The sequence below is a fragment of the Meiothermus sp. Pnk-1 genome, from assembly GCF_003226535.1.
In the GTDB taxonomy this organism is placed as follows: domain Bacteria; phylum Deinococcota; class Deinococci; order Deinococcales; family Thermaceae; genus Allomeiothermus.
Window position 1 is genome coordinate 17,263 of record NZ_QKOB01000008.1, and the last position, 20,380, is coordinate 37,642.

At 65.3% G+C, this 20,380-nt stretch carries 22 protein-coding genes; 11 read left to right on the forward strand and 11 right to left on the reverse strand.

Features of this window, described 5'->3' with window-relative positions; all coding sequences use genetic code 11:
- Positions 1–58: 58 nt before the first annotated feature.
- Complete coding sequence (locus DNA98_RS11810) at positions 59–1,270, forward strand: S1C family serine protease (RefSeq protein ID WP_110530945.1); 1,212 nt, start codon at positions 59–61, stop codon at positions 1,268–1,270.
- A gap of 136 nt (positions 1,271–1,406) precedes the next feature.
- On the opposite strand, the gene DNA98_RS17825 is transcribed toward DNA98_RS11810, so the two are convergent.
- From DNA98_RS17825 to DNA98_RS11850, 10 genes are all read right to left on the reverse strand, one after another.
- Positions 1,407–1,568, reverse strand: a complete 162-nt coding sequence (locus DNA98_RS17825) for a hypothetical protein (protein WP_158531646.1) — start codon at positions 1,566–1,568, stop codon at positions 1,407–1,409.
- Positions 1,565–2,875, reverse strand: a complete 1,311-nt coding sequence (locus DNA98_RS18405) for an ATP-binding protein (protein ID WP_110530947.1) — start codon at positions 2,873–2,875, stop codon at positions 1,565–1,567. The genes DNA98_RS17825 and DNA98_RS18405 overlap by 4 nt, the downstream gene beginning before the upstream one ends.
- Positions 2,872–3,552 (reverse strand): response regulator transcription factor, encoded by a 681-nt coding sequence (locus DNA98_RS11820; protein ID WP_110530949.1) that lies wholly within the window; start codon positions 3,550–3,552, stop codon positions 2,872–2,874. Before DNA98_RS11820 ends, DNA98_RS18405 begins: the two co-directional genes overlap by 4 nt.
- Before the next feature lie 53 nt (positions 3,553–3,605).
- Positions 3,606–4,907 carry a HAMP domain-containing sensor histidine kinase gene (locus DNA98_RS11825; protein ID WP_110530951.1) on the reverse strand — a complete coding sequence of 434 codons (1,302 nt, stop codon included), beginning with the start codon at positions 4,905–4,907 and terminating at the stop codon, positions 3,606–3,608.
- A complete protein-coding gene (locus DNA98_RS11830; RefSeq protein WP_110530953.1) occupies positions 4,904–5,560 on the reverse strand; it encodes a response regulator transcription factor in 657 nt (218 codons plus the stop codon). Before DNA98_RS11830 ends, DNA98_RS11825 begins: the two co-directional genes overlap by 4 nt.
- Before the next feature lie 3 nt (positions 5,561–5,563).
- Positions 5,564–6,214, reverse strand: coding sequence for a phosphatase PAP2 family protein (locus tag DNA98_RS11835; RefSeq protein WP_110530955.1), 651 nt, complete (start codon positions 6,212–6,214; stop codon positions 5,564–5,566).
- A 7-nt stretch (positions 6,215–6,221) separates the two neighbouring features.
- Positions 6,222–6,944, reverse strand: coding sequence for a polysaccharide deacetylase family protein (locus DNA98_RS11840; protein ID WP_110530956.1), 723 nt, complete (start codon positions 6,942–6,944; stop codon positions 6,222–6,224).
- 2 nt (positions 6,945–6,946) lie between these two features.
- Positions 6,947–7,339 (reverse strand): YncE family protein, encoded by a 393-nt coding sequence (locus tag DNA98_RS18135; RefSeq protein WP_233493199.1) that lies wholly within the window; start codon positions 7,337–7,339, stop codon positions 6,947–6,949.
- Positions 7,330–8,112, reverse strand: a complete 783-nt coding sequence (locus DNA98_RS18140; protein WP_233493200.1) for a YncE family protein — start codon at positions 8,110–8,112, stop codon at positions 7,330–7,332. Before DNA98_RS18140 ends, DNA98_RS18135 begins: the two co-directional genes overlap by 10 nt.
- 113 nt (positions 8,113–8,225) lie before the next feature.
- On the reverse strand, positions 8,226–8,636 hold the full coding sequence (locus DNA98_RS11850; RefSeq protein ID WP_110530958.1) for a PepSY domain-containing protein: 411 nt from the start codon (positions 8,634–8,636) through the stop codon (positions 8,226–8,228).
- 603 nt (positions 8,637–9,239) lie between these two features.
- Between DNA98_RS11850 and DNA98_RS11860 the strand changes: the two genes are divergently transcribed.
- From DNA98_RS11860 to rny, 5 genes are all read left to right on the forward strand, one after another.
- Complete coding sequence (locus DNA98_RS11860) at positions 9,240–10,241, forward strand: folate-binding protein YgfZ (RefSeq protein WP_110530964.1); 1,002 nt, start codon at positions 9,240–9,242, stop codon at positions 10,239–10,241.
- An 83-nt stretch (positions 10,242–10,324) separates the two neighbouring features.
- A complete protein-coding gene (locus tag DNA98_RS11865) occupies positions 10,325–11,524 on the forward strand; it encodes a CinA family nicotinamide mononucleotide deamidase-related protein (protein WP_110530966.1) in 1,200 nt (399 codons plus the stop codon).
- Positions 11,525–11,636: 112 nt separating this feature from the next.
- On the forward strand, positions 11,637–12,155 hold the full coding sequence (thpR, locus tag DNA98_RS11870) for an RNA 2',3'-cyclic phosphodiesterase (protein WP_110530968.1): 519 nt from the start codon (positions 11,637–11,639) through the stop codon (positions 12,153–12,155).
- 27 nt (positions 12,156–12,182) lie between these two features.
- The gene (recA, locus tag DNA98_RS11875) at positions 12,183–13,232 is read left to right on the forward strand and encodes a recombinase RecA (protein ID WP_110530970.1); all 1,050 of its coding nucleotides are present in this window, start codon (positions 12,183–12,185) and stop codon (positions 13,230–13,232) included.
- Positions 13,233–13,481: 249 nt separating this feature from the next.
- Positions 13,482–15,245 (forward strand): ribonuclease Y, encoded by a 1,764-nt coding sequence (gene rny, locus DNA98_RS11880; protein WP_110530972.1) that lies wholly within the window; start codon positions 13,482–13,484, stop codon positions 15,243–15,245.
- 25 nt (positions 15,246–15,270) lie between these two features.
- On the opposite strand, the gene DNA98_RS11885 is transcribed toward rny, so the two are convergent.
- Positions 15,271–15,867 carry a ParA family protein gene (locus DNA98_RS11885; protein WP_110530974.1) on the reverse strand — a complete coding sequence of 199 codons (597 nt, stop codon included), beginning with the start codon at positions 15,865–15,867 and terminating at the stop codon, positions 15,271–15,273.
- A 120-nt stretch (positions 15,868–15,987) separates the two neighbouring features.
- Between DNA98_RS11885 and DNA98_RS11890 the strand changes: the two genes are divergently transcribed.
- The 5 genes from DNA98_RS11890 (at position 15,988) to fabZ (ending at position 20,378) form a co-directional block, all read left to right on the forward strand.
- Positions 15,988–17,025 (forward strand): rod shape-determining protein, encoded by a 1,038-nt coding sequence (locus tag DNA98_RS11890; RefSeq protein ID WP_110530976.1) that lies wholly within the window; start codon positions 15,988–15,990, stop codon positions 17,023–17,025.
- 22 nt (positions 17,026–17,047) lie between these two features.
- Entirely contained in the window at positions 17,048–18,046 is a 999-nt protein-coding gene (locus DNA98_RS11895) for a UDP-3-O-(3-hydroxymyristoyl)glucosamine N-acyltransferase (protein WP_110530978.1), read from the forward strand.
- A gap of 9 nt (positions 18,047–18,055) precedes the next feature.
- Positions 18,056–18,850 (forward strand): UDP-3-O-acyl-N-acetylglucosamine deacetylase, encoded by a 795-nt coding sequence (gene lpxC / locus DNA98_RS11900; protein ID WP_174720019.1) that lies wholly within the window; start codon positions 18,056–18,058, stop codon positions 18,848–18,850.
- Positions 18,851–18,949: 99 nt separating this feature from the next.
- Complete coding sequence (locus DNA98_RS11905) at positions 18,950–19,906, forward strand: Gfo/Idh/MocA family protein (protein WP_110530981.1); 957 nt, start codon at positions 18,950–18,952, stop codon at positions 19,904–19,906.
- 43 nt (positions 19,907–19,949) lie between these two features.
- The gene (gene fabZ / locus DNA98_RS11910) at positions 19,950–20,378 is read left to right on the forward strand and encodes a 3-hydroxyacyl-ACP dehydratase FabZ (protein WP_110530983.1); all 429 of its coding nucleotides are present in this window, start codon (positions 19,950–19,952) and stop codon (positions 20,376–20,378) included.
- Positions 20,379–20,380: the final 2 nt, after the last annotated feature.

Genomic DNA, 20,380 nt, shown 5'->3' on the forward strand with positions numbered 1-20,380 from the left:
AACCGTACCCACCTACCCTTTGGCTGTGCTTGCGGATGCAAGCCGAGGAGAAACAGCCATGAAGAACACAGTGTTCAAAACCTCTAGCCTGCTGGCGGTGGCGGTGCTTTCCGGCTCGGCTTTGTGGTTCGCCCTTAGCCGAGGGCAACCCAGCACCGCCCCCAGCCCGGCCCCTAGCACGCTCCAGGGCCTTCTGCCCGACGAGCGCAACACCGTGGAGATCGCCCAGTCGGCCAGCGAGGGGGTGGTCTACATATCGGTGCGCAGCAATCCGGCTGCTAGCCTCCCGGATGGCCTCCAGCCCTTCGCCCCTTTCTTGCAGCCTCAGCCCCAGCAGGGCACCGGCTCGGGGTTCGTGCTGGATAAGCAGGGGCATATCCTGACCAACTACCACGTGGTGCAAGGGGCCAACCAGATCACGGTGCGCTTCAAGGACAGCCCCAAGACCTATCCCGCCAAGGTGCTGGGAACCGCCCAGGCCCTCGACCTGGCGGTGATCCAGGTACAGGCTCCGGCCAACCTGCTCAAGCCCCTTACCCTGGGCAACTCCGACCGGGTGCTGGTGGGTGAAAAGGCCATCGCCATCGGGAATCCCTTCGGGCTGGAATATAGCGTCTCGACCGGCATCGTCTCGGCGGTGCGGCGCAACCCAGGGGCAGTGGACGCGCTGGTACCCACCCTGATCCAAACCGACGCAGCCATCAACCCCGGCAACTCCGGCGGGCCTCTGCTCAACTCGAGCGGCGAAGTTATCGGCATCAACACCGCCATCCTCTCGCCCTCGGGGCAGTTTGGCAACCCGCAGAACGCCGGGGTAGGCTTCGCCATCCCCATCAACCTGGCCAAGCAGTACCTGGGTCAGCTCGAGGGAGGCAAAAACATTACCGACAAAGAAATCCTGGCCTCTCGCCCGCGCCTGGGGGTCTCGGTGGTGCCCTTGGCGGCCTACAGCCCCCAGATTCTCCAAGCCAACAACCTGCCCCAAGAGGGCCTGATGATCCAAAGCGTAGAGAAGGGTTCCCCTGCGGAAAAAGCCGGCCTGAGAGCGCCCACTCGGTTCCTCCAGGTACAATCCCCGGATGGCGCCGTGCAGCAGCTGGGGCTCAACGGGGACATCATCCTGGAAGCCAACGGTAACCCTGTCCAGGACGTAAACGATCTGCGAGGAGTGCTGGAAGCGGCGAACAACCGACCCGTTACCCTCAAAGTCTGGCGCGAGGGCCAAACCCTCAACGTCTCGGTGACGCCGCAGATCATAGCGAGCAACTGATGACCACCAACAGCTTGTTGACGTCCTCCCGCGGCTAAAGGCCGCGGGATTTCGGCGTCGGTACAGAGATTTCCTTTCGCCAGCGCGACCCGCATCGCCGCCATCTGGCTATTGCCAGGAAACATCGCCCCACGCCTCATTGGAGCGCTTCGTTCCACTGCCCATCGCCAAGCGGTGGCCAGGTACGCTTGCCCACCCCGCTGTCGGCCTTTATGGGGAAGCTTAGAGGGAGGTGTTGGACGAACTCACCGATGAACTCGATCTGCCCAACCGCCAGCGGCTGTGACAGCGGGCTCATGATGCGTCAAAGTCCGGCAGCTCCAACCGGGCCAGCAGCCCCCCCTCAGGGGCCCGCTCCAGCCTCAGGCGACCCCCGTGCTGCTCGGCGATGGCCATGACCAGGCTCAGGCCCAGCCCGGCCCCCCGCACCCCCTGGGTGCCCGCCCCGCGCTGAAAGGGCTGCAAAAGGCGCTCGAGCTGCTCGGGGGGAATGCCTGGCCCCTCGTCGGCCACCTCCACCACCGCTAGCCTCCCCTCGCGCCGGGTGCGCAGCCAGACCCGTCCGCCCACTGGCCCGTACTTGATAGCGTTGGAGAGCAGGTTGGCGATGGCCGTGCGCAGGGTGAGGGAGTGGCCCCGGTAGGGGGTGGGCTCGAGCTGCAGCACCACCCTCACCTGCCGCTCCTTGGCCAACCCCTCCAGCGACTCCAAGGCCTCCAGCGCCAGCAGGTCGAGCTCCACCTGTTGCCGCTCGACCGGCGACTGGGTGTGGGCCAGCAGCAGGAGGGCCTCGATGACCTGGGCCAGGTCTTCGGCGGTGCGGGCAATCTCCGCCAGGGCTTCGCGGTATTGTTCAGGGGAGCGGGGCCGCTCCAGGCTCAAGCTGGCCCTTCCCTTTAGCAGGCTCAACGGGGTGCGCAGTTCGTGAGCTGCGGCCAGGGCGAAAGCCTTCTCGCGCTCGATGGTGCGCTCGAGGCGGGCCAACATGGCGTTGAAGGTACGGGTCAGGCGGGCCATTTCGTCTTTACCGGGGCTCTCGGGAACCCGCCGCCCATAACGCCCCGAGGCGGCGATCTGGGCCGCCAGGCGGGTGACCTGATCCACCGGGCGCAGGGCGCGGTCCGCCAGCACGTAGCCGGCCCCCAGCCCCAGTAGCAGCAGCAGCGGAAGGGTGAGCAGCAACAGCCGCTGCGCGCGCCCGATGCTGCGGCTGGTCTCAAGCTCCGAACGCATGGCCTGTACCAGGCTGCCATCGGCTAAGATTTCGCCGTAGATGCGGGTATTCCCCACGGTGCTGAAACCGGGCGCTGGGGCAGGGCGTACCGGGGGAACCCCGTAGCTTTCGATCAGGGCACCTTGAGCACTGTAGACCAGCAGCACCGTAGCCCCCGGTAGGCGGGTCAGAAACAGCTCGATGGTACCCGCGGCTCGGGGCTTGTCGTGGTCAAGTTCACTCGCCGCCAAAGCCACTGCCTCGCGCAAGGAGTCATCCAGGGTCTGCCGCAGGGTGGTACGCAGCACCAAAAACAAAACCAGGCTGCCCAGCAGCAGCAGCCCCGCAGAAATACCCGTGTAGTAGAGGGTTAGCCGCCAGCGCAGGCTCAAGGGCTCTCCTCCATCCGCCCCAGCCGGTAACCCAGTCCCCGCACCGTCTCGATGAAGTCCTCCCCCAGCTTGCGCCGCAGGCTCGAGACATACACGTCCACCACCTTGGTGTCCACCTCGCTCTCCCCGGGCCAGACCCGCTCGATCAGGCTGTTGCGGCTGTAGGCCCGGCCAGGGTTCAGCCCCAGGCACTCTACCAGGGCGTACTCGCGCGGGGTGAGGGGTACTGGCTGGCCGTCCTTGAGTACCTGGTGGGCAGCCAGGTCGAGGGTATAACCCCCGGGCAGGGGAATCAGGTTGGTGGCCTCACCCCGGGCCCGCCGCACCAAGGCCCGGATGCGGGCCCGGAGTTCGCGGAAGTCGAAGGGTTTGGTCAGGTAATCGTCCCCCCCGGTGTCGAGCCCAGTGAGCTTGGAGTCCACATCCCCCCGGGCGGTAAGGAAGAGGATGGGGGTTTTGTCCCTTCGGTTGCGCAGCGCGCGGGCCAGCTCGAAGCCGGCCTGGGGGCCTTCGGGCAGCATCACGTCCAAGATCAGCAGGTCGTAGGCCTCCAGCTCAGCCATACCCCGCCCGATGGCGGCGTTAGGGGCGTGATCCACCATCAGCCCGTCGTCGCTCAGGCCCTCGGCGATCAGCGCGGCTAGCCGGGGGTCGTCTTCTACCAGCAGTATCCGCATAGGCTTCCTCTAGCATGGCAGGCTATGCCGCGAGGGTAAAGGTTGGGTAAAACTCAAACAGGCAGCCACAGGCTCAACCGAGCTCCTTCCGGCGTATTGGCTGCTTCCACCCTTCCCCCATGCCAGCGTACGATGGCCGCGACCAGAGCCAGCCCCAGCCCGCTGCCGCTGCGGCGGTGTTCCACCTGGGCCTGGTAGAACCGCTCAAACAAGTGGGGCAGGGCCTCCTCGGGGAAGCCTCCCCCGGTGTCTTCCACCTCCAAGAGCGCTTCGTACCCTTCTTTGCGCAGGGCCAAGCGCACTTCGCCCGCAGCTGTAAACTTTAGGGCATTCTCCAGCAGGTTGCGCAGGGCCAGCCCCAAAGCCAGCCGATCCCCCATCACCTCCAGCGGTTCTTCCGGCAAGAAGACCCGTAGGGCCAGGCCTCTACCCTCGAACAGCGGCCTCAAATCCTCCGCCTCCTCGACAACCAGGCGGTTGAGCACCACCGGCTCGCGCGAAAGCCCCTGACCGGCCTCGGCCCGGGCCAGGTGCAGGAGCTTTTCCACCATGGCCAGCAACCGCTGGGCCGAGCGGTAGGCGTGCGCCAGAGCACGTTCCACTTGGGGGTCCTGGTTTTTTTCCTGGGCCTGCTCGAGCCGCCCCAGGAGCACCGTGAGCGGGGTGCGCAGTTCGTGGGCAGCATCCTGGGTAAAGCGCCGCTCGCTCTTGATGAGCTGGCCTAGGCTCTCCAGCAATGCGTTGAAGGCCTGGCTCAGGGTAAAAAGCTCGTCCTGCACCGGGGGCTGGGGCAGGGGGCGGTTCCAGATGCGGCCTTCGGCCCGCTCACGGGCGGCCTCGGTCAGGAGGCGCACCGGGCTGAGCGCCCGCCCCACCAGGAAGTAGCCTAGCCCCAAAGCCAGGAGCAAAGCTCCCGGCAGGGCCACCCAGAGCACCCGGTTGAGCGCAGCCAGGCTCGCCTCGAGCCCAGCCAAGGGCCGGCCCGCCAGCAGGGTAGCCCCTTCCACTTCGCGCCCACAAAACCGCCAATCCCCGGCGGCAAAGCAACCGAGGCGTGGACTCGGCAGGGGCTGGGGTCTTTTGCCCAACACCTCTACCAGACCCTGAGGGCCGTACAGCAGCAAGGCGAGGTCGGGCGGCAGCTGCGGCGGCAGTTCGCCCTCCTGGCTGAGGCCCAGGCGACCGTTGTCGCTATTTACCCAGGGCCCGGCCAGGATCAGCGCCGCCTGCAGGCTCTGGTCCAGCTCGCCCTGCAGGATGCGCTCCAGCCCCAGCCGCAGCCCCACCCCGGCCAGCAGCAACACCCCCCCGACCAGCAGGGCGTAGAACAGGGTAAGCCGTAGGCGGAGGCTCATCCAATCAGGCGATAGCCCAGCCCACGCCGGGTCTCGATGGCCTCCGGGGCCAGCTTCTGGCGCAGGCGGGAGATGTAGGGGTCGAGGCTGCGTGGATCGATGCTGGTCTCGCCGGGCCATACGTGCTCTAACAGCAATTCCCGGGGGTGAAACGCGTCGGGGTGGAGGGCCAGGAACTCCAGGATCAGCCACTCCTTGGCGGAGAGCTCGAGCGCCGCTCCCGCCCACCAGGCCTGCTTGGCCCGGAGGTCGAGGGAGAGCCGCCCGACCTCGAGCCGGTTGCTGGGTACACCCCGGGAGCGGCGCAGCAAGGCCCGCACCCGGGCCCGGAGCTCGCGCAGGTGGAAGGGCTTGACCAGGTAGTCGTCCGCCCCCGCCTCCAGGCCCTGTACCCGGTCGTCTAGGGCATCGCGGGCGGTGAGCATCAGCACCGGCAGCGAGTGGCCCTGCTCACGCAGGTAGGCCAGCAGGCTGAAGCCATCCCGCCGGGGCAGACCCACGTCCAGCACCACCAGGTCATAGGGAAAGCTCTGCAAGAGCCCCAGAGCTTCCTCCCCATCCTGGGCCCAGTCCACCGCATAGGGCTCGGCCTCGAGGGTCTCCTTGACCAAAGCCCCCACCTCGGGGTCGTCCTCCACCAGCAGGATGCGCATGGCCTAATCCCCTGCTTTCCAGCGGTACCAGAGCCCCACCCCCACCACCCAGAGGAAACTCAGCGCCCAACCCGCCAGCACGTCCGAAGGGTAGTGTACTTGCAGGTAGAGCCTCGAGAGGCCTACCAACAAAGCCCAGGGCAGACCCAAGCCCAAGACCCAGCGGGCCGCGCGGGGAAAGCGGGGGGCCAATAGTGTGTACAGCGCAAGCACTAGAGCCAGGCTGGCCATGGTGTGGCCGGAGGGGAAGCTGTAGTCGTGTTCGGGGGTGAGCTGCGGGAAGAGATGGGGCCGGGTGCGGGCAAAAAAGAGCTTGGAGGCCTGGTTCAACACCGCTGCCCCGCCCAGACCTAGGGCGAAAATGGGCCACCCCAGCCGACGAAAATACGCCCAGGCCAGCACCCCTAGGGCCACCGCCCCGACTACCGGAGCGGCGGCGGATTGCGTGAAGGCCAGGGCCAGCACGTCCCAGAGGTGGCTCTGCTGGGCGTGCAAAAAGGCCAGCACCGGCCCGTCAAAGAAAAACCCCTCCCGCTCGTAGACGTCCTCGGCCAGCCCTACAAACCCCAGCAGGCTCAGGAACAAAAGGGCCAGCAGCCATAGCGGAAAGGACAACAGCAGCGACTTGAAGGTTTGGTAGAAAGATCGGGTCATCGAGACATCACCTCGACACACCTGCTGGTTCGGCCAGCAACTCGGCGACTTTGACGAAGGTAAAGCCTCGGGCCTTCAGGGCCGGAATCAGCCGCCTGAGGGCCGGAAGCGTGGCGGGGAGGCGCGGCCCACCCTGGCTGTGCAGCACGATGATGGAGCCGTTATGCACCCGGTTCAGCACGTTGCGCACGATGACCTCGGGGTCGGTCTGTCCCCCGTCCTCCCCCGCCGCGTCCCAGTGCACTACCCGCAGACCGAGCCGCTCCACCAGGGCCAGGTCTTCCGGCCCGTAGCAGCCCCCCGGAAAGCGAAAGTAGCGGTTCTGGACCCCCAAGCCCTCCAGCAAGGCCCGGGTTTTCAGCACCTCCAGGGTCTTGCGGGCCGGGGCCACCGCGGGCAGCTCGTAGCAGGGCTGGGTGAAGCCGGGGTGGGTATAGCTGTGGTTCTCCAGCTCAAAAAGGGGGTTCTGCGCCAGTGCGCGGGCCTGCTCGGGATAGGCCTCGATCCACAGGCCGCTCAGGAAGAAGGTGGCCTTGACCTGGTTTTGCTCCAACAGCCGGTAGAGCTCGGTGGGGTTGTAGCTCTTGACCTTTCCACTGTGGAGCATCCGAAGCATGCCTGGGGTCATGTCGGCGTCGAAGGTCAGGGCGATCCGGGGGGACTGGCGGGGGCCATGGAGAATGGGGGTGGCCAGGCCCAGGCCCCCGAGCAGCACCGCCAAAGCCCACATCCTCACCGCATCACCCCGGTGTGCCCCAGGCTGTAGCGGCCTGGCTGGGGGTAGATGGCCAGCCCGTGCGGCCCCTTGCCCACCCGGATGCGCCGGATCAGGCCGCCTTTCTTTAGGTCGGTGTCGAAGACGTAGACCTCCCCGTGGTAGCGCCCGGAAAGCCACAGCCTCTTCCCGTCCGCCGAGACCCCCCCCATGTCCGGGCTGCCCCCGCCGGGAATCTCCCACTTCGCTACCTGCTTACGGGTGGCGAACTCGAGCACGCTCACCGAACCCTCCCCCCGGTTGGAGATGTACAGGTACCTCGCGTCGCGGCTGGGGTACAGGCCGTGGGCCCCCTTACCGGTGGGGATGAAGCCGAGCCGCCGAAACTGCTCCGCGTCGATCAGGTGCACCCCCCCGCCATCATGTCGGCCACGTAGAACACCCCGCCGTCCGGGGAGAGCTTCACGTCCTGGGGCATCCCCCCCAGGTGCAGCCTGCCCAGCACCTTCCGGGCCGCCACATCGATCCTCAGCAGGTCCCCGCTGAACTCGCAGGCCGCCACCAGGGTGCGCCCGTCGGCGCTGTAGTCCATGTGGTTGATCCCCTTGCAGGGCACCTGCAGGCTCCCCTGGGGCTGCCAGGTGTGGGGGTCGAAGAAGTCCAGGCGGCGCTGGTACTCCGCCACCACGATGGCCGAGCGGCCATCGGGGGTGAAGTAGAGGTTATAGGGATCTTTGACCCGGATCCGCCCCCCCACCGCCCCGGTCTTCGGATCAATGGGGATGAGGGTGTCGCCCACGTCGTTGGCCACGTAGAGGGTTTTCAGGTCGTAAGAGGGCACCACGTGCTGGGGTTCGGCGTCCATGGGGTGCTCGGCGATGACCCTGAAGGTGGCGGGGTCGATGACATAGAGCCGGTTGGTCTTGCCGTCGGGCACATACACCCGTTCGGGAAATCCCTTCACCGCAGGCGAGAGCCTCCCCGCCCGGGTGAAGGCATAGACATCCTTGGGGTCATAGGGTGGCATCCCCGGGAGGCCCGCCTTTAGCTCGAGGCCTACGGTCGTGGGGGGTGGGCTCGAGGCCCCCTGGGCCGCTGGGCTAACCGCCGGCGGCTGTGACCGACAGGCCACCAGGGCCAGCAAGAGTAGTGCCGCCCGCCAACCAAGGTGTATTCCAGTCATATCAAGTGCCCTCCGGGGGGTACTCAGACCTCGAGGGAGCATACTCGGCTGCCTAGGTAAAGCTTTGGTAAAAAAGCTGCCGGGTAGACCCCGGCAGTGGTGAGCTTTAGAGCTTAACCGTTGTCATCGTTGCTCTCACCATCGTTTTCGTCATGGCTCTCGCCGTCGTTCTCCTCCTGGCCACCCACAGCCTCCTGGTACAACACCTTGCCGCTGCCCGCGTCTACCTTGATCTCCTGTCCGGCGAGCACCACTTCCCATACCAGGTAGCCGTTCTCCACCCCCAGCTTGACCTTGGTGGGCGCAGCGGTGGTGTTCAGCACCGCCTGGGCGGCCTTTACGGCGTCCTGCAAGGAAATCTTGGCCATGGCCTGGTACTGCTGGGCGCTCAAGTTCTCCTGCACCGGCAGGCTGCCGGCGTAGCTGGGGTGCTGGGCGCTGCTCTGCCCCGTCTTCTGGGCAAAGGCCGCCAGGCTCAAGAGGGCCGAAGCCGCCAAAAGGATTGCTTTTGCGTACTTTTTCATCTTTGTTCCTCCTTGCCAGGCTTTGGCCTGGACGAGGCTACCGTAGCTCCCCTACCTTGCGGAAAGGTTGCACTCTTTGAGGGAGAGATGAAAACCGGAGTTTACGCGGCCCCCATAACCTGAGGTGTGCTCGAGGGCCTGCGTTTTCTGTAGAGTAACCCCTATGTGTGGGGGGTGGCCAGGTTGTTGCTGTTCCTGGCCCTGCTTCGGCTTTCATACCTCACCACCGACCTCTACGGGCTTCTCTTTGGGGTTCTCCTGCTCGCAGCCCTGGTGCGATCGTGAAGATGCTCCTGGGCGAGCGCATTGACCTGGCCCCGAGATCCCCTGGGCCACAGGTGGGTCAGGCGAAGCCTAGCTTGGGGCGCCGTTGCTCTTCCCCTGAAGGAGCTGAGGGGGCTGGGGTACAGGACGCCTCGAGAGGCTTTGGGGAAATGGAAAGCATCACACGGCCGACAGGGTAGGAGTGTCGAAGTGGATCACGCAAGACGCGGTGGATCATCCTTTGGGTAGGGTTGCTGAAGGGTACGCCCTGTCGCCAGACCAGTAGGAAGCCCCCTTGGGTCACGCTGCGCTCGGGTCGAATTGGATTAGACTCCTCTTATGGGTTTGGAGCGGTTACACCGGGCCTTGGGGGCGGAGTTTCACCAGACCGAAGGGGGAGAGGTTCCTTGGAGTTACGGGGAACTAAAAGCAGAAGTGGCCGCTTTTTACCAGGGGGCGGCATTAATAGATTTCCCCGAGACGGGCCTGCTACAAGTCGGCGGCGTGGACCGCCGGGACTTTATCCATAACCAGTGTACCTCGGATGTGCGCGGGTTGCCGCAAGGAGGCTTTCTCGAGACCCTGTTTCTCAATAGCCGGGGCCAGATCGAATTCCTGGGCTCGGTGTACCAGCGGGACCAAACCCTCTGGATTGCGGCGGCCCGGCTCCAGGCCCTGCTCGAGCGCTTCAACCGCTACATCGTTTTCGATCAGGTCGAGCTATCCGATCTCTCCCAAGCCTATGCCCAGCTGCGCTTGCAGGGGCCCGCGGCGCTCGAGGTGGGGGGGCGACTGGGCCAGCCCCCGGCCAAGTGGAGCATGGTGGAGTATCGCGGAGTGGTCTTGGCCCGCGACGAGTGGGGCCTGAACATCCTGGTTCCCCGTGACCTGGCGGAAGAGGTGTTCAACCAGCTGTTGCAGGCCGGGGCGACCCCGGTGGGCCGGAAGGCTTACCAGGTCTGGCGGGTCGAGCAGGGGGTGGCCGACCTCCCCGAGGCCCTGGGCGAGCTTCCGCAGGAGGCGGGGCTAGAGGCCAGGGTCAGCTACAAAAAGGGTTGCTACCTGGGCCAGGAGATCATGGCCCGGCTCGAGGCCCGGGGCAACACCCGCTACCAACTGATGGGGTTGCTGGGTCAACAGCCGCTGCCCCCCCACGCTGAGGTCCGGCGGGAAGGGAGGAAGGTGGGCCGGGTCACCACCGTGGCGGATTCCCCACGGTTGGGCTCGGTGGCTTTGGCCCTGCTGCGCAAAGAGCTGGCCGTGGGGGATCAGGTGGAGGCGGGAGGGGTATCCGCTACTGTATCGGCTTTGCCCCTGCTGACCCCGGCGCAGAGGATGTGATGGGCCGATGAACCTGCCGCTTATCTGGGGTAGAGGGGTGGCTTGGCGGCGGTTAAAGTTTATGCTATCTTGATGGGGTAATTATGTTTTTAGCGGAAATTATTGGCGTGGGCAGCGAACTGATCTATGGAGATACCCTGGATACCAACACCTCGGATATCGCGGTGAGCCTGCTGCCATACGCGCTCGAGGTCAAGCGTACCCTGCGCGTGGCCGATGACGTACCCGAACTTGTGGCCAGTATCCGCGCAGCCTGGGACCGCTCCCGGTTGGTGGTGCTCTCGGGGGGGCTGGGTCCCACCGCCGACGACGTGACCCGCGAGGCCATTGCCGAGGCGCTGGGAGAGCCGCTCGAGCTGGATCAAGCCGTTCTCGACGCTATTGAGGCTTTTTTCAAAAGCCGGGGTCGGGTTATGGCCGAGGTGAACCGCAAGCAGGCCATGAAGATTCCCTCCGCCGCTTGGCTTGCCAACCCGCGTGGAACCGCCCCTGGCTGGTGGGTGCACAAGGACGGCAAGGACCTGGTGGCCCTCCCCGGCCCGCCCGCCGAGTGGAAGCCGATGTGGCAGGAGTTGCTGCCCAAGCTCGCGCTTCCCCCGGCCTACTACTACCAGAAAACCTTTAAGACCTTCGGCATCGGCGAATCCGACATCGCCCAGGCCCTAGGCGAGTTGTTCAGGCGGGAGGAGGGGCTGGAGGTAGGCAGCTACGCCAAGCCTTGGGGGGTCGAGGTGGTAATCCGGGGTCACAGCCCCGCGGCCCCTGCCCTGGCCGAGGCCATCCGGGAGCGGCTCAAGAACGTCTGGGGCGAGGATGACGATAGCCTACCGCAGGTGGTGCTGCGGGGGCTCGAGGCAAGAAGGGCCACCCTCGCCACCGCCGAGTCGCTGACCGGAGGGATGCTAGGGAGCCTCGTCACCGAGGTGCCCGGGGCCAGCCGGGTCTACCTGGGCGGCTTGGTTTCGTATTCGCCTTTGGCCAAGGCCCGCTTTGGCGTCCCTGGTCCCGTTCTCGAGGCTCACGGCACCGTCTCCGCGCAGACCGCCAGGGCCATGGCTGAGGCGGTGCAGGGGGCTTTGGGCTCGACCTACGCCCTGGCGACCACCGGGGTAGCGGGGCCGGAGGAGCTCGAGGGCAAACCGGTTGGAACCGTCCATATCGGCCTGGCTGGGCCGGGCGAGACCAAGGTTTTTTCCTACCACCTGCCCGTGGTCTCCCGACAGACGTTGCGCCAGCGCGCCGCTTATACGGCGCTGGGATTACTGGTCAGGGAGCTGGGATGAATCTCGTACGTCCTATGTCTCGAGCGGATCGCGAGAAATGCTTTGGCGATTGCGCTACGAGAACATCTTCTGACGCACGACGTGAGGCGTATGACGTAGGGTGGGGGTTTGTATGAGGCTTTTCTACGCTGTATTTTTACCGGAAAACGTGCGTGAAGCCCTGGCCCTAGCGCAGGAGAAGGTACGACCCTATAGGGGCTGGAAGGCCACCCGGCCCGATCAGTTGCATGTGACGTTGATGTTTTTGGGCGAGGTGGACGAAACCCGGCTTCCCCAGCTAAAGCAGGTCGGCGAGGAAGCGGCGGCGGGGGTGGCTTCCTTTACCGCTCGGCTGCGTGGCACGGGCTTTTTCCCCGAGCGGGGGTCGCCCCGGGTCTGGTTCGCTAAAGCCGAGGGCGCGGGCTTTGGGCCGCTGGCCGCTAGGCTGCGGCAGGCCCTGCCAGAGTTCGCCGGAGCCCAAAGCTTCAAGGCCCATGTCACCCTAGCCCGCCGCAAGGGGCCAGTCCCCCGCCCTAAACCCCTGGTCCTTGACCTGGCGTTCCAGGTCCATGAGGCTTGTTTGGTTCATTCGGAGTTGTCATCCTCGGGCCCTACATACCAGGTGCTCGAGCGGTTTCCTCTGGCGGGCTAGCCCATAGCAGAGCAAGGAGCGTGCGACATGGATAAGGAGAAGCAAAAAGCCTTGGAAGGAGCTTTGAAGTCCATCGAGAAGCAATTCGGTAAGGGCGCGGTGATGCGTTTGGGAGAGTCGCCGCGGCAACAGGTGGACGTGATCTCTACCGGGAGCCTGGGGCTGGACATGGCTTTGGGCGTCGGAGGGATCCCTCGCGGGCGCATCACCGAGATCTACGGTCCGGAGTCGGGCGGCAAGACCACCCTCTCCCTCTCCATCATCGCCGAGGCCCAGCGCAAGGGGGGGGTAGCGGCTTTTGTGGACGCCGAACACGCCCTGGATCCGACCTACGCCAAGAGCCTAGGGGTCAACATCGACGACCTTTTGGTCAGCCAGCCGGATACCGGCGAACAAGCGCTGGAGATCGTCGAACTCTTGACCCGCTCGGGGGCCATAGATGTCATCGTCGTGGACTCGGTGGCGGCTTTGGTGCCTCAGGCCGAGATCGAGGGGCAGATGGGCGACGCATTCGTGGGCGTTCAAGCCCGGCTGATGAGCCAAGCCCTGCGCAAGCTTACCGCGGCGCTCTCCAAGAGCAACACGGCCTGCATCTTCATCAACCAAATCCGCGAGAAGGTGGGGGTGATGTACGGTAACCCCGAGACCACCCCCGGCGGGCGGGCGCTCAAGTTTTATGCCTCGGTGCGCCTGGATGTGCGCAAACAGGGCCAGCCCATCAAAGTCGGCAACGATGCTGTAGGCAACCGGGTCAAGGTCAAGGTTACCAAAAACAAGCTGGCCCCGCCTTTCCGCGAGCACGAGATCGAGCTGTACTTTGGCAAGGGCATTGACCCCATGGCTGATCTGGTCACGGTGGCGATCGCCGCCGGGGTGATTGAGAAGTCCGGCTCGTGGCTCTCCTACGGCGAGACCCGGCTGGGTCAGGGCAAGGAGAAAGCTGCCGATCTCCTCCGCAGCGTGCCTGAGATGGCTCAGGAGATCCGTGAGAAAGTTTTGGCGCAAGCGGGTAAAATACCGTTAGTGGTGGCGGGCGAAGAGGAATCGGAGCCCGAAGCTGCTGAAGCTGAAGCCTAACGGGCTGGAAAGCCCTGGAGCGCCCCGAGTTGATGCGGAGGTTTGGTGTGGATTATCCGAACTTTGCCCTGCCTGGCTGTGAAGCGGTTCCCGCAGCCGGGCGGGAGGTCGCGAGTTTGGAAACCCCTGTGGGAGAGGTGGCCAAATCCGGAAGTGCGGATGGACGCCAGTGGGTCCAGGTGAGATGAGATAGCCCGCTAGCGTCACAACGAATTCGACTCGGGGCCTCCTACGCTTAGGAGGCGCCTGATGAATTTAACCCTCTTAGATATCGTGCTGCTCCTGCTGGTGCTGGGGCTGGGCGGGGTCATCGTGCTGCTGATGCAGCGCATGGCGCACCTCGCCGACCAGCAGAAAGTAGAAGCGTCGGAAGCCCAGCGGATGCTCGCCGACGCCCGCCGGGAAGCCCAGGTCATGCTCGAGGCGGCTAGGTCGGAGTCCCGTGAGCTGCTGACCGCTGCCCGCTCGGAGGCCCAGGCCATACGCGAGGCCGCCCAGGCCGAGATCGAGCGTGCCCGCCAAAACCTCGAGGCCCGCATGCAGGCCCAGCTCAAAGAGGAGCGTGAGCGCCTCGAGGCCGGGGTACAGGCCAGCATTCGGGCCGCCGAGACCACCCTCAAGCGCGACCAGGAGGCCATCGAGCGGGAGAAAGAAGCCCTACGGCGCGAGCAGGAGCGGCTCCAGGCGGAGCTAAATAGCATTCGGGCGGAGCGCGAAGAGCAAAAGCGCGAGCTCGAGCGCCTGGCCCGCCGCAGCGAGCAGCTCGACGCCCGGGCCCTCAAGCTCGACCAGCAGGAAGAGAAGCTCGAGGCTTTCGAGAAAACCCTGCATGAACGCGAGGCTGAACTCTCCAACCGCGAGAAGCTGATCGAGCAGCGGCTTCAAGAGGTAGCCGAAATGAGCCGGGAGGAAGCCCGTGACCTACTCCTATCGCGCCTGGACGCCGAGCTCGAGGAGGAGAAGGCCCACCGGGTCAAGGCCAGCTTGGAAAAAGCCCGCCTCGAGGTCAAGCGCGAGGCCCAGAAGCTTCTGGCCCAGGCTGCCCAGCGCCAGGCCTCCGAGACCGCCGCCGCCTTGGCGGTCTCGGTGGTGCCCATTCCCTCCGACGCCATGAAAGGCCGCATCATCGGGCGAGAGGGCCGCAATATCCGCACCTTTGAGGCGCTCACCGGGGTGGACCTCATCATCGACGACACCCCCGAGGCGGTGCTGCTCTCTAGCTTCAACCCCATTCGCCGCGAGATCGCCAAGATGGCCTTGGAGCAACTGGTCCAGGACGGGCGCATCCACCCCAGCCGGATCGAGGAGGTGGTGGAGAAGGCCAAGAGCGAGATGAAGGCCTATATCTACGAGCGGGGCGAGGAAGCCGCGCTCGAGGCCGGCGTAGTGGGCCTGAAACCCGGCTTGGTGCAGCTCCTTGGCCGTTTGCACTTTCGCTCCAGCTACGGTCAGAACGTGCTCAAGCACTCGGTTCAGGTGGCCCACCTCACGGGGATTATGGCGGCCGAATTGGGGCTGGACGCCGCCATGGGCCGCCGGGCTGGACTGTTGCACGACTTGGGCAAGTCGGTGGACCGCGAGATCGAAGGAACCCACGTAGAGATCGGCGTCACCCTGGCCGCGCGCTTCGGGGAGCCCAAGGAGGTCATCGACGCCATCGCCCACCACCACGACCCCGAGAACGGGGAAACCCTCTACTCGGTACTGACTGCCGCTGCCGACGCCATCAGCGCGGCCAGGCCCGGAGCGCGGCGCGAATCCCTGGAGGAGTATATCCAGCGGCTCGAGCAGCTCGAGCGCATTGCCCTCAGCTTCCCCGGCGTGGAAAGCGCCTTCGCCGTGCAGGCTGGGCGGGAGGTGCGGGTCATCGTCAAGCCCGACAAGGTCAATGACGCCAAAGCTGTGTTGCTGGCCCGCGAGATCGCCGGGCGCATCGAGCGGGACATGAACTATCCGGGGCAAGTGCAGGTGACGGTGGTGCGGGAGAGCCGGGCGGTGGAGTACGCGAAGTAGCCAGCCGCGGACAATTCTCGGGAATTTACGAGGAAGTCGGCCGCCTCAGCAGTTCCCGCCCTACCGCCGCATAGCTGGCCCAGCCCAGCGGAGCCCGCTCGTCGCGCACCTCTCGCACCGTCACCCCGGCCAGCACCGCCTTCTCGAAGGCGGCGTAGCGGGGGATGAAGGTCTTGAAATGGGGAATCCGGAGGTCTCGCAGGGTCTCGAGCGCCGCTTCCCCGTCCCGTGAAGGAGGAGGCGGAACCAAGGTCACCAGCACCCGGTAGGCATAGCCCTCGAGTTCGGGCAACAGGCGCTGGAGGGTGGCCATCGCCAGAATTCCGGGCGCGGTGGGCACGATGATCAGATCGGCTTTCTCCCCGAGTTCGAAGAGGGCCTTGGCCTTGGGCTGGGCCCGGGTATCGTAGACCACATGTTCGAAGCGCTTGGGCTTGGCTTCCTCGGGGCTGCTCACAACGAACGGGAACCCCGGGCCCCGATGGGCCCAAGTCAGGGCGCCCTGGGCGGGGTCGGCGTCTACCAAGAGGGTGGGCCCCAAGTCGCTAAGAAAGGTGGCTAGGTGCACCGAGGTCGTGGTTTTGCCCACGCCCCCTTTGAGGGAGGTCACCAGAACCCGCACGGTGATTAAAAAATAGCATGGCCCCGCCGGAGTTGTTTTCCGGCGCCTGGGCGTCATATGCTACGCTTCGGCCACAGGTTGGCTCACTGCATCTCAACTTGGGCTATAGAATGGGGCGATATGTTTAGGGGCGAAGACATCGGGATTGACCTGGGCACCGCTTCCGTGCTGATCTATGTGCGTGGCAAGGGGATTGTGTTGCGCGAACCGTCGGTGATCGCGATGGTGCAGGGCAGCAAGGAGGTCAAGGCGGTGGGCGCGGAAGCCTACCGGATGCTGGGCCGCACGCCCGGCAACATCGTGGCGGCGAGGCCGCTCAAAGATGGGGTCATCGCCGACTACACCCTCACCGAGCGGATGCTGACCCTCTTCATGCGCAAGGTGCTTTCGCCGGTCTCTTCGCGCTTTTTCAAGCCACAGGTGATGGTGGGGGTTCCCTCCGGCGTCACCGAGGTCGAGCGCCAGGCTGTAGTGCGGGCGGTGGTGGAGGCCGGGGCGCGGCGGGCTTTCCTCATCGATGAACCCCTGGCCGCAGCCATCGGGGCGGGGATCGCCATCGCTGAGCCCACCGGGAGCATGGTGGTGGATATCGGGGGAGGTTCTACCGATATCGCGGTGATCAGCTTAGGGGGAATCGTCAACGCGCAGAGCCTCAAGATCGCCGGGAACGAATTCGACGAGGCTATCGCCAGCTTTATCCGCAACAAGTACAACCTGCTGATCGGGGAGCGCACCGCTGAGGACCTCAAGATCAAGGTGGGGGCAGCTAAGATCCTGCCTGACGACGAGCCGGTGGTAGCCGAGGTGCGCGGGCGCGACCTGGTTTCGGGCCTTCCCAAGACCGTGGAGGTCTCGGCCCAGAACGTCACCGAGGCCCTGCAAGACCCGCTCGACAAGATCATCCAGGGGGTGAAGTCGGTGCTCGAGACCACCCCTCCCGAACTGGTCGCCGACATCATCGACCGGGGGATCTTGCTCACCGGCGGCGGGGCTTTGTTGCGTAACCTCGACATCGTGCTCCAGGAGGCCACCGGCGTGCCGGTGGTGGTGGCGGAGAACGCGGTGGAGGCGGTGGCGGTGGGGACCGGCAAGGCGTTGGACATGCTCCACGTGCTGCAAGATGCGCTGGTTTCCTCGGATGCGGTGCTGAGAAGATAAAGCTGTCCTGCGCCGTTAGACGATGCGCTTATCCCAAATCGCCGCGCACTTAGGGGGCCGCCTGGAAGGGCCGGACCTCGAGGTAACCCGTCTGGCCACGCCCGAGGGGGCCGGCCCCGGCGAGCTGGTGGTGGTGCGGGAACCCAGGTGGCTCGAGGCGGCCTTGGCCTCGGGGGCAGCACTGGTGCTGGGGGAGGGCAGCCCCCGGCCGCAGACCCCAGCCCATTCGGTTATCTTTGTTTCCCAGATGGAAAAGGCCTGGCCGCGATTGCTCGCGCTCTTCGAGCGTCCCCTGCGCTGGGCTGAGCCGGGGATTCATCCCAGCGCCATCGTCGAGCCCGATGCCCAGGTGCACCCCACGGCGGCCATCGGGGCTTATGCCCTGATCCGTTCGGGGGCGCACATCAAGGCAGGGGCGGTGGTGGCACCCTATGCCTATGTGGGCGAAGGGGCGGAAATAGGGGAGGGAGCGGTGCTCGAGCCGCGCGTCACCCTTTACCCCCAGACCGTAGTCGGGCCAGGTTGCTGGATTGGTGCGGGGGCGGTGTTGGGGGTGGTCGGGTTCGGTTTCCAAGCCGGGGTGCGCTTACCTCATACCGGGCGGGTGGTGCTCGAGGAGGGGGTAGAACTCGGCGCAGGGAGCATCGTTCAGCGCAGCGTGGTGGGGGAGACCCGGATCGGCGCTTACAGCAAGATCGGCGAGCTGGTGCTCATCGGCCACAACGTGCAGATCGGGCGGGAAGTGGTGATGGTGGGCGCGAGCGCGGTGGGAGGCAGCGTAAGGGTTGAGGATCGGGTGGTAATAGCGGGCCAGGTAGTTCTGGCCGACCATATTCGGGTCGGGCAGGGGGCTCGGGTCGCCGGGAGTAGCGCGGTCTCCAAGGATATTCCTCCCGGTGAGACCTGGGCTGGAGGGGTTCCGGCCCGGCCTATCCGCGAGCACTGGCGACGCTTGGCCATGCTGGATTGGTTGGTGAAGGTGGAGAAGAAGATTCGGGGGCTTATTGACAAGCCACGTTGAGGTCGGGCCATGGTGGAAATCGAGGGGATAGGCCTACACACCGGGCAACCGGCCAAGGTTCGGTTTTTCGCCGAGGAAGGCCCGGTGCGCCTACGGGTAGGGGGGCAGACCTTTCGTCCGCTCGCGAGCCGGGTCGGTGACACTACCCGCTGCACCGTGCTAGAGGCAGAAGGGGTGCGCCTGATGACGGTCGAGCACCTCCTGGCGGCTTTGTATTTGCGCGGGATTTGGGAGGGGTTGCTGATCGAAGTAGAGGGGCCGGAAGTCCCGATCCTGGATGGCAGCGCCGAGGGCTGGATAGCGGCGCTCGAACCCTTCCCGGCCCGGGGGCCAAAACCCCGCCCGATTCCCGGACCGCTCCGGCTGCAAGAAAACAAAAGCCTGGTGAGTGTTGAGCCCGCCGCAGTTTTTTCCCTCAACGTAACCATCGCGTTTCCCCATCCCAAAATCGGCTACCAAAGCTTCGCCAGCCCGCCGCGGGCGTTGATGGAGGTGAGCGATGCCCGTACCTTCGGCTTTCTCGCGGAGGTCAACGCCCTCAAGGCACAAGGCCTGATCCGGGGGGCCTCGCTGGAGAATGCGCTGGTGTTTAGCGAGTGCGCTCCGCTCAATACCCCGCGGGGCCTGGACGAGCCGGTGCGGCACAAGGCTTTGGATTTTCTAGGAGACCTCTACCTGGCCGGGGCCCCTTGGGCCGGGCGGTTCAGCGTGCACCGGGGGTCGCACCGGCTGCACGTACAGTTGGCGGCTCAGCTCGAGCGGAGGCTGGCGGGGGCCGGATCGGATCCAGGGGGCAGTAGTTGAACAACCTTTCAGGCTGAATTAAGGGTCAACGGTGTATGATCCGGCCAGGATTGCCGGCTCGAGTCGGGCGGGCAAGGGAGCATTTAGGTAAAGGAGCTTATGGAGCTGAAAGTAGGAGTCGTTGGGGTGGGGGTGATGGGCACCTACCACGCGCAGATCTATGCCGGGCTGCCGGGGGTACGGCTCGTCGGCGTGGCCGACCCCGATCCCGAGCGCCGGCGGGTGATCGAGCAGGACTTGGAAGTCCCCGCCTACCCCGAAGCCGAGGCCTTGCTGGGCAAAGTCCAGGCGGTTTCCATCGCCTCGCCTACGCTTTCGCACTATGCCCAGGTGCGGAGGTTCTTGCAGGCCGGGGTGCACGTGCTGGTGGAAAAGCCCATGACTCCCACCCTTTCCCAGGCCAAGGAACTGGTCAACCTGGCGGCCCAGGAGGGGCGGGTGCTCCAGGTGGGGCACGTGATGCGGTTTTACAAAGCGGTGAATGAGCTGCCGCGGATGCTCAAGCAGCCCTGGATGCTCGAGGCCCGCCGCTTGGGCAACAACCGGCGCATCCGGGATATCGGGGTGATCCTCGATTTGATGATCCATGACCTAGACCTGGTGCTCTTGCTCTTGCGCGAGCGGCCTTACCGCTACAGCGTGGTCGGCCAAGAGGTAGACGGCCTAGACGAGTATGCCAACGCCGTATTGGACTTCCCTTCCGGGGTGCGGGCGGTGCTCACGGCCAGCCGGGTTTCTCCTAAAAGCGAACGCTCCCTTTCGCTCACCCAAGACGGAGAAGTGATCCGCTTAGAATTTGCTAGCGAGTACACCGAGATAGCCATCCACCGCTTCCCCGCCAAGTATCACGACCTGGGGGGAAATGGGCGGGTGGAGGAGCAGGTGGAACGCATGGCCATCCAAAACGACAACCCTTTGCGCCGCCAACTAAAACACTTCGTGGACCGAATCCAGAAGGGAGCCCCGCCCTTAGTCACCCTCGAGGACGACCTGCTGGCGTTGGAGCTGGCGATCGAACTGACCCGGTCGCTCAAGCCTGCCCCGGCCCACCATTAGGGGAAATTCTCCCGTCCCCCAGACTTCGGTACAATCGGCGCTGATGGACATCCTCGAGATCCTCAAGTTCCTGCCTCACCGCTACCCCTTTTTGCTCATTGACCGCGTGCTGGAGGCCGACGAAAAGCATTTTAGGGTCCTCAAGAACGTGACGGTCAACGAGCCGCACTTTACCGGGCACTTCCCCGGTTACCCCATCATGCCGGGGGTGCTGATCCTGGAGAGCATGGCCCAGGCCTCCATCGCGGTGGTGGCCCGGCAGCCCGGGGTGAAACCGGGGGGGCTAGTGTTTTTGGTGGGGGTGGAGGAGGCCCGCTTCAAGAAGCCGGTCACCCCAGGGGATGCGCTGGTCCTCGAGGGGGAGCTGCTCGCTTTTCGCCGCGGGTTGGGCAAGGTCAAAGTGCGGGCGGTGGTGGGCGAGGAAGTGCACGCCGAAGCCACCCTCACCTTCATGGTGCGGGGGGAGGCTTGAGC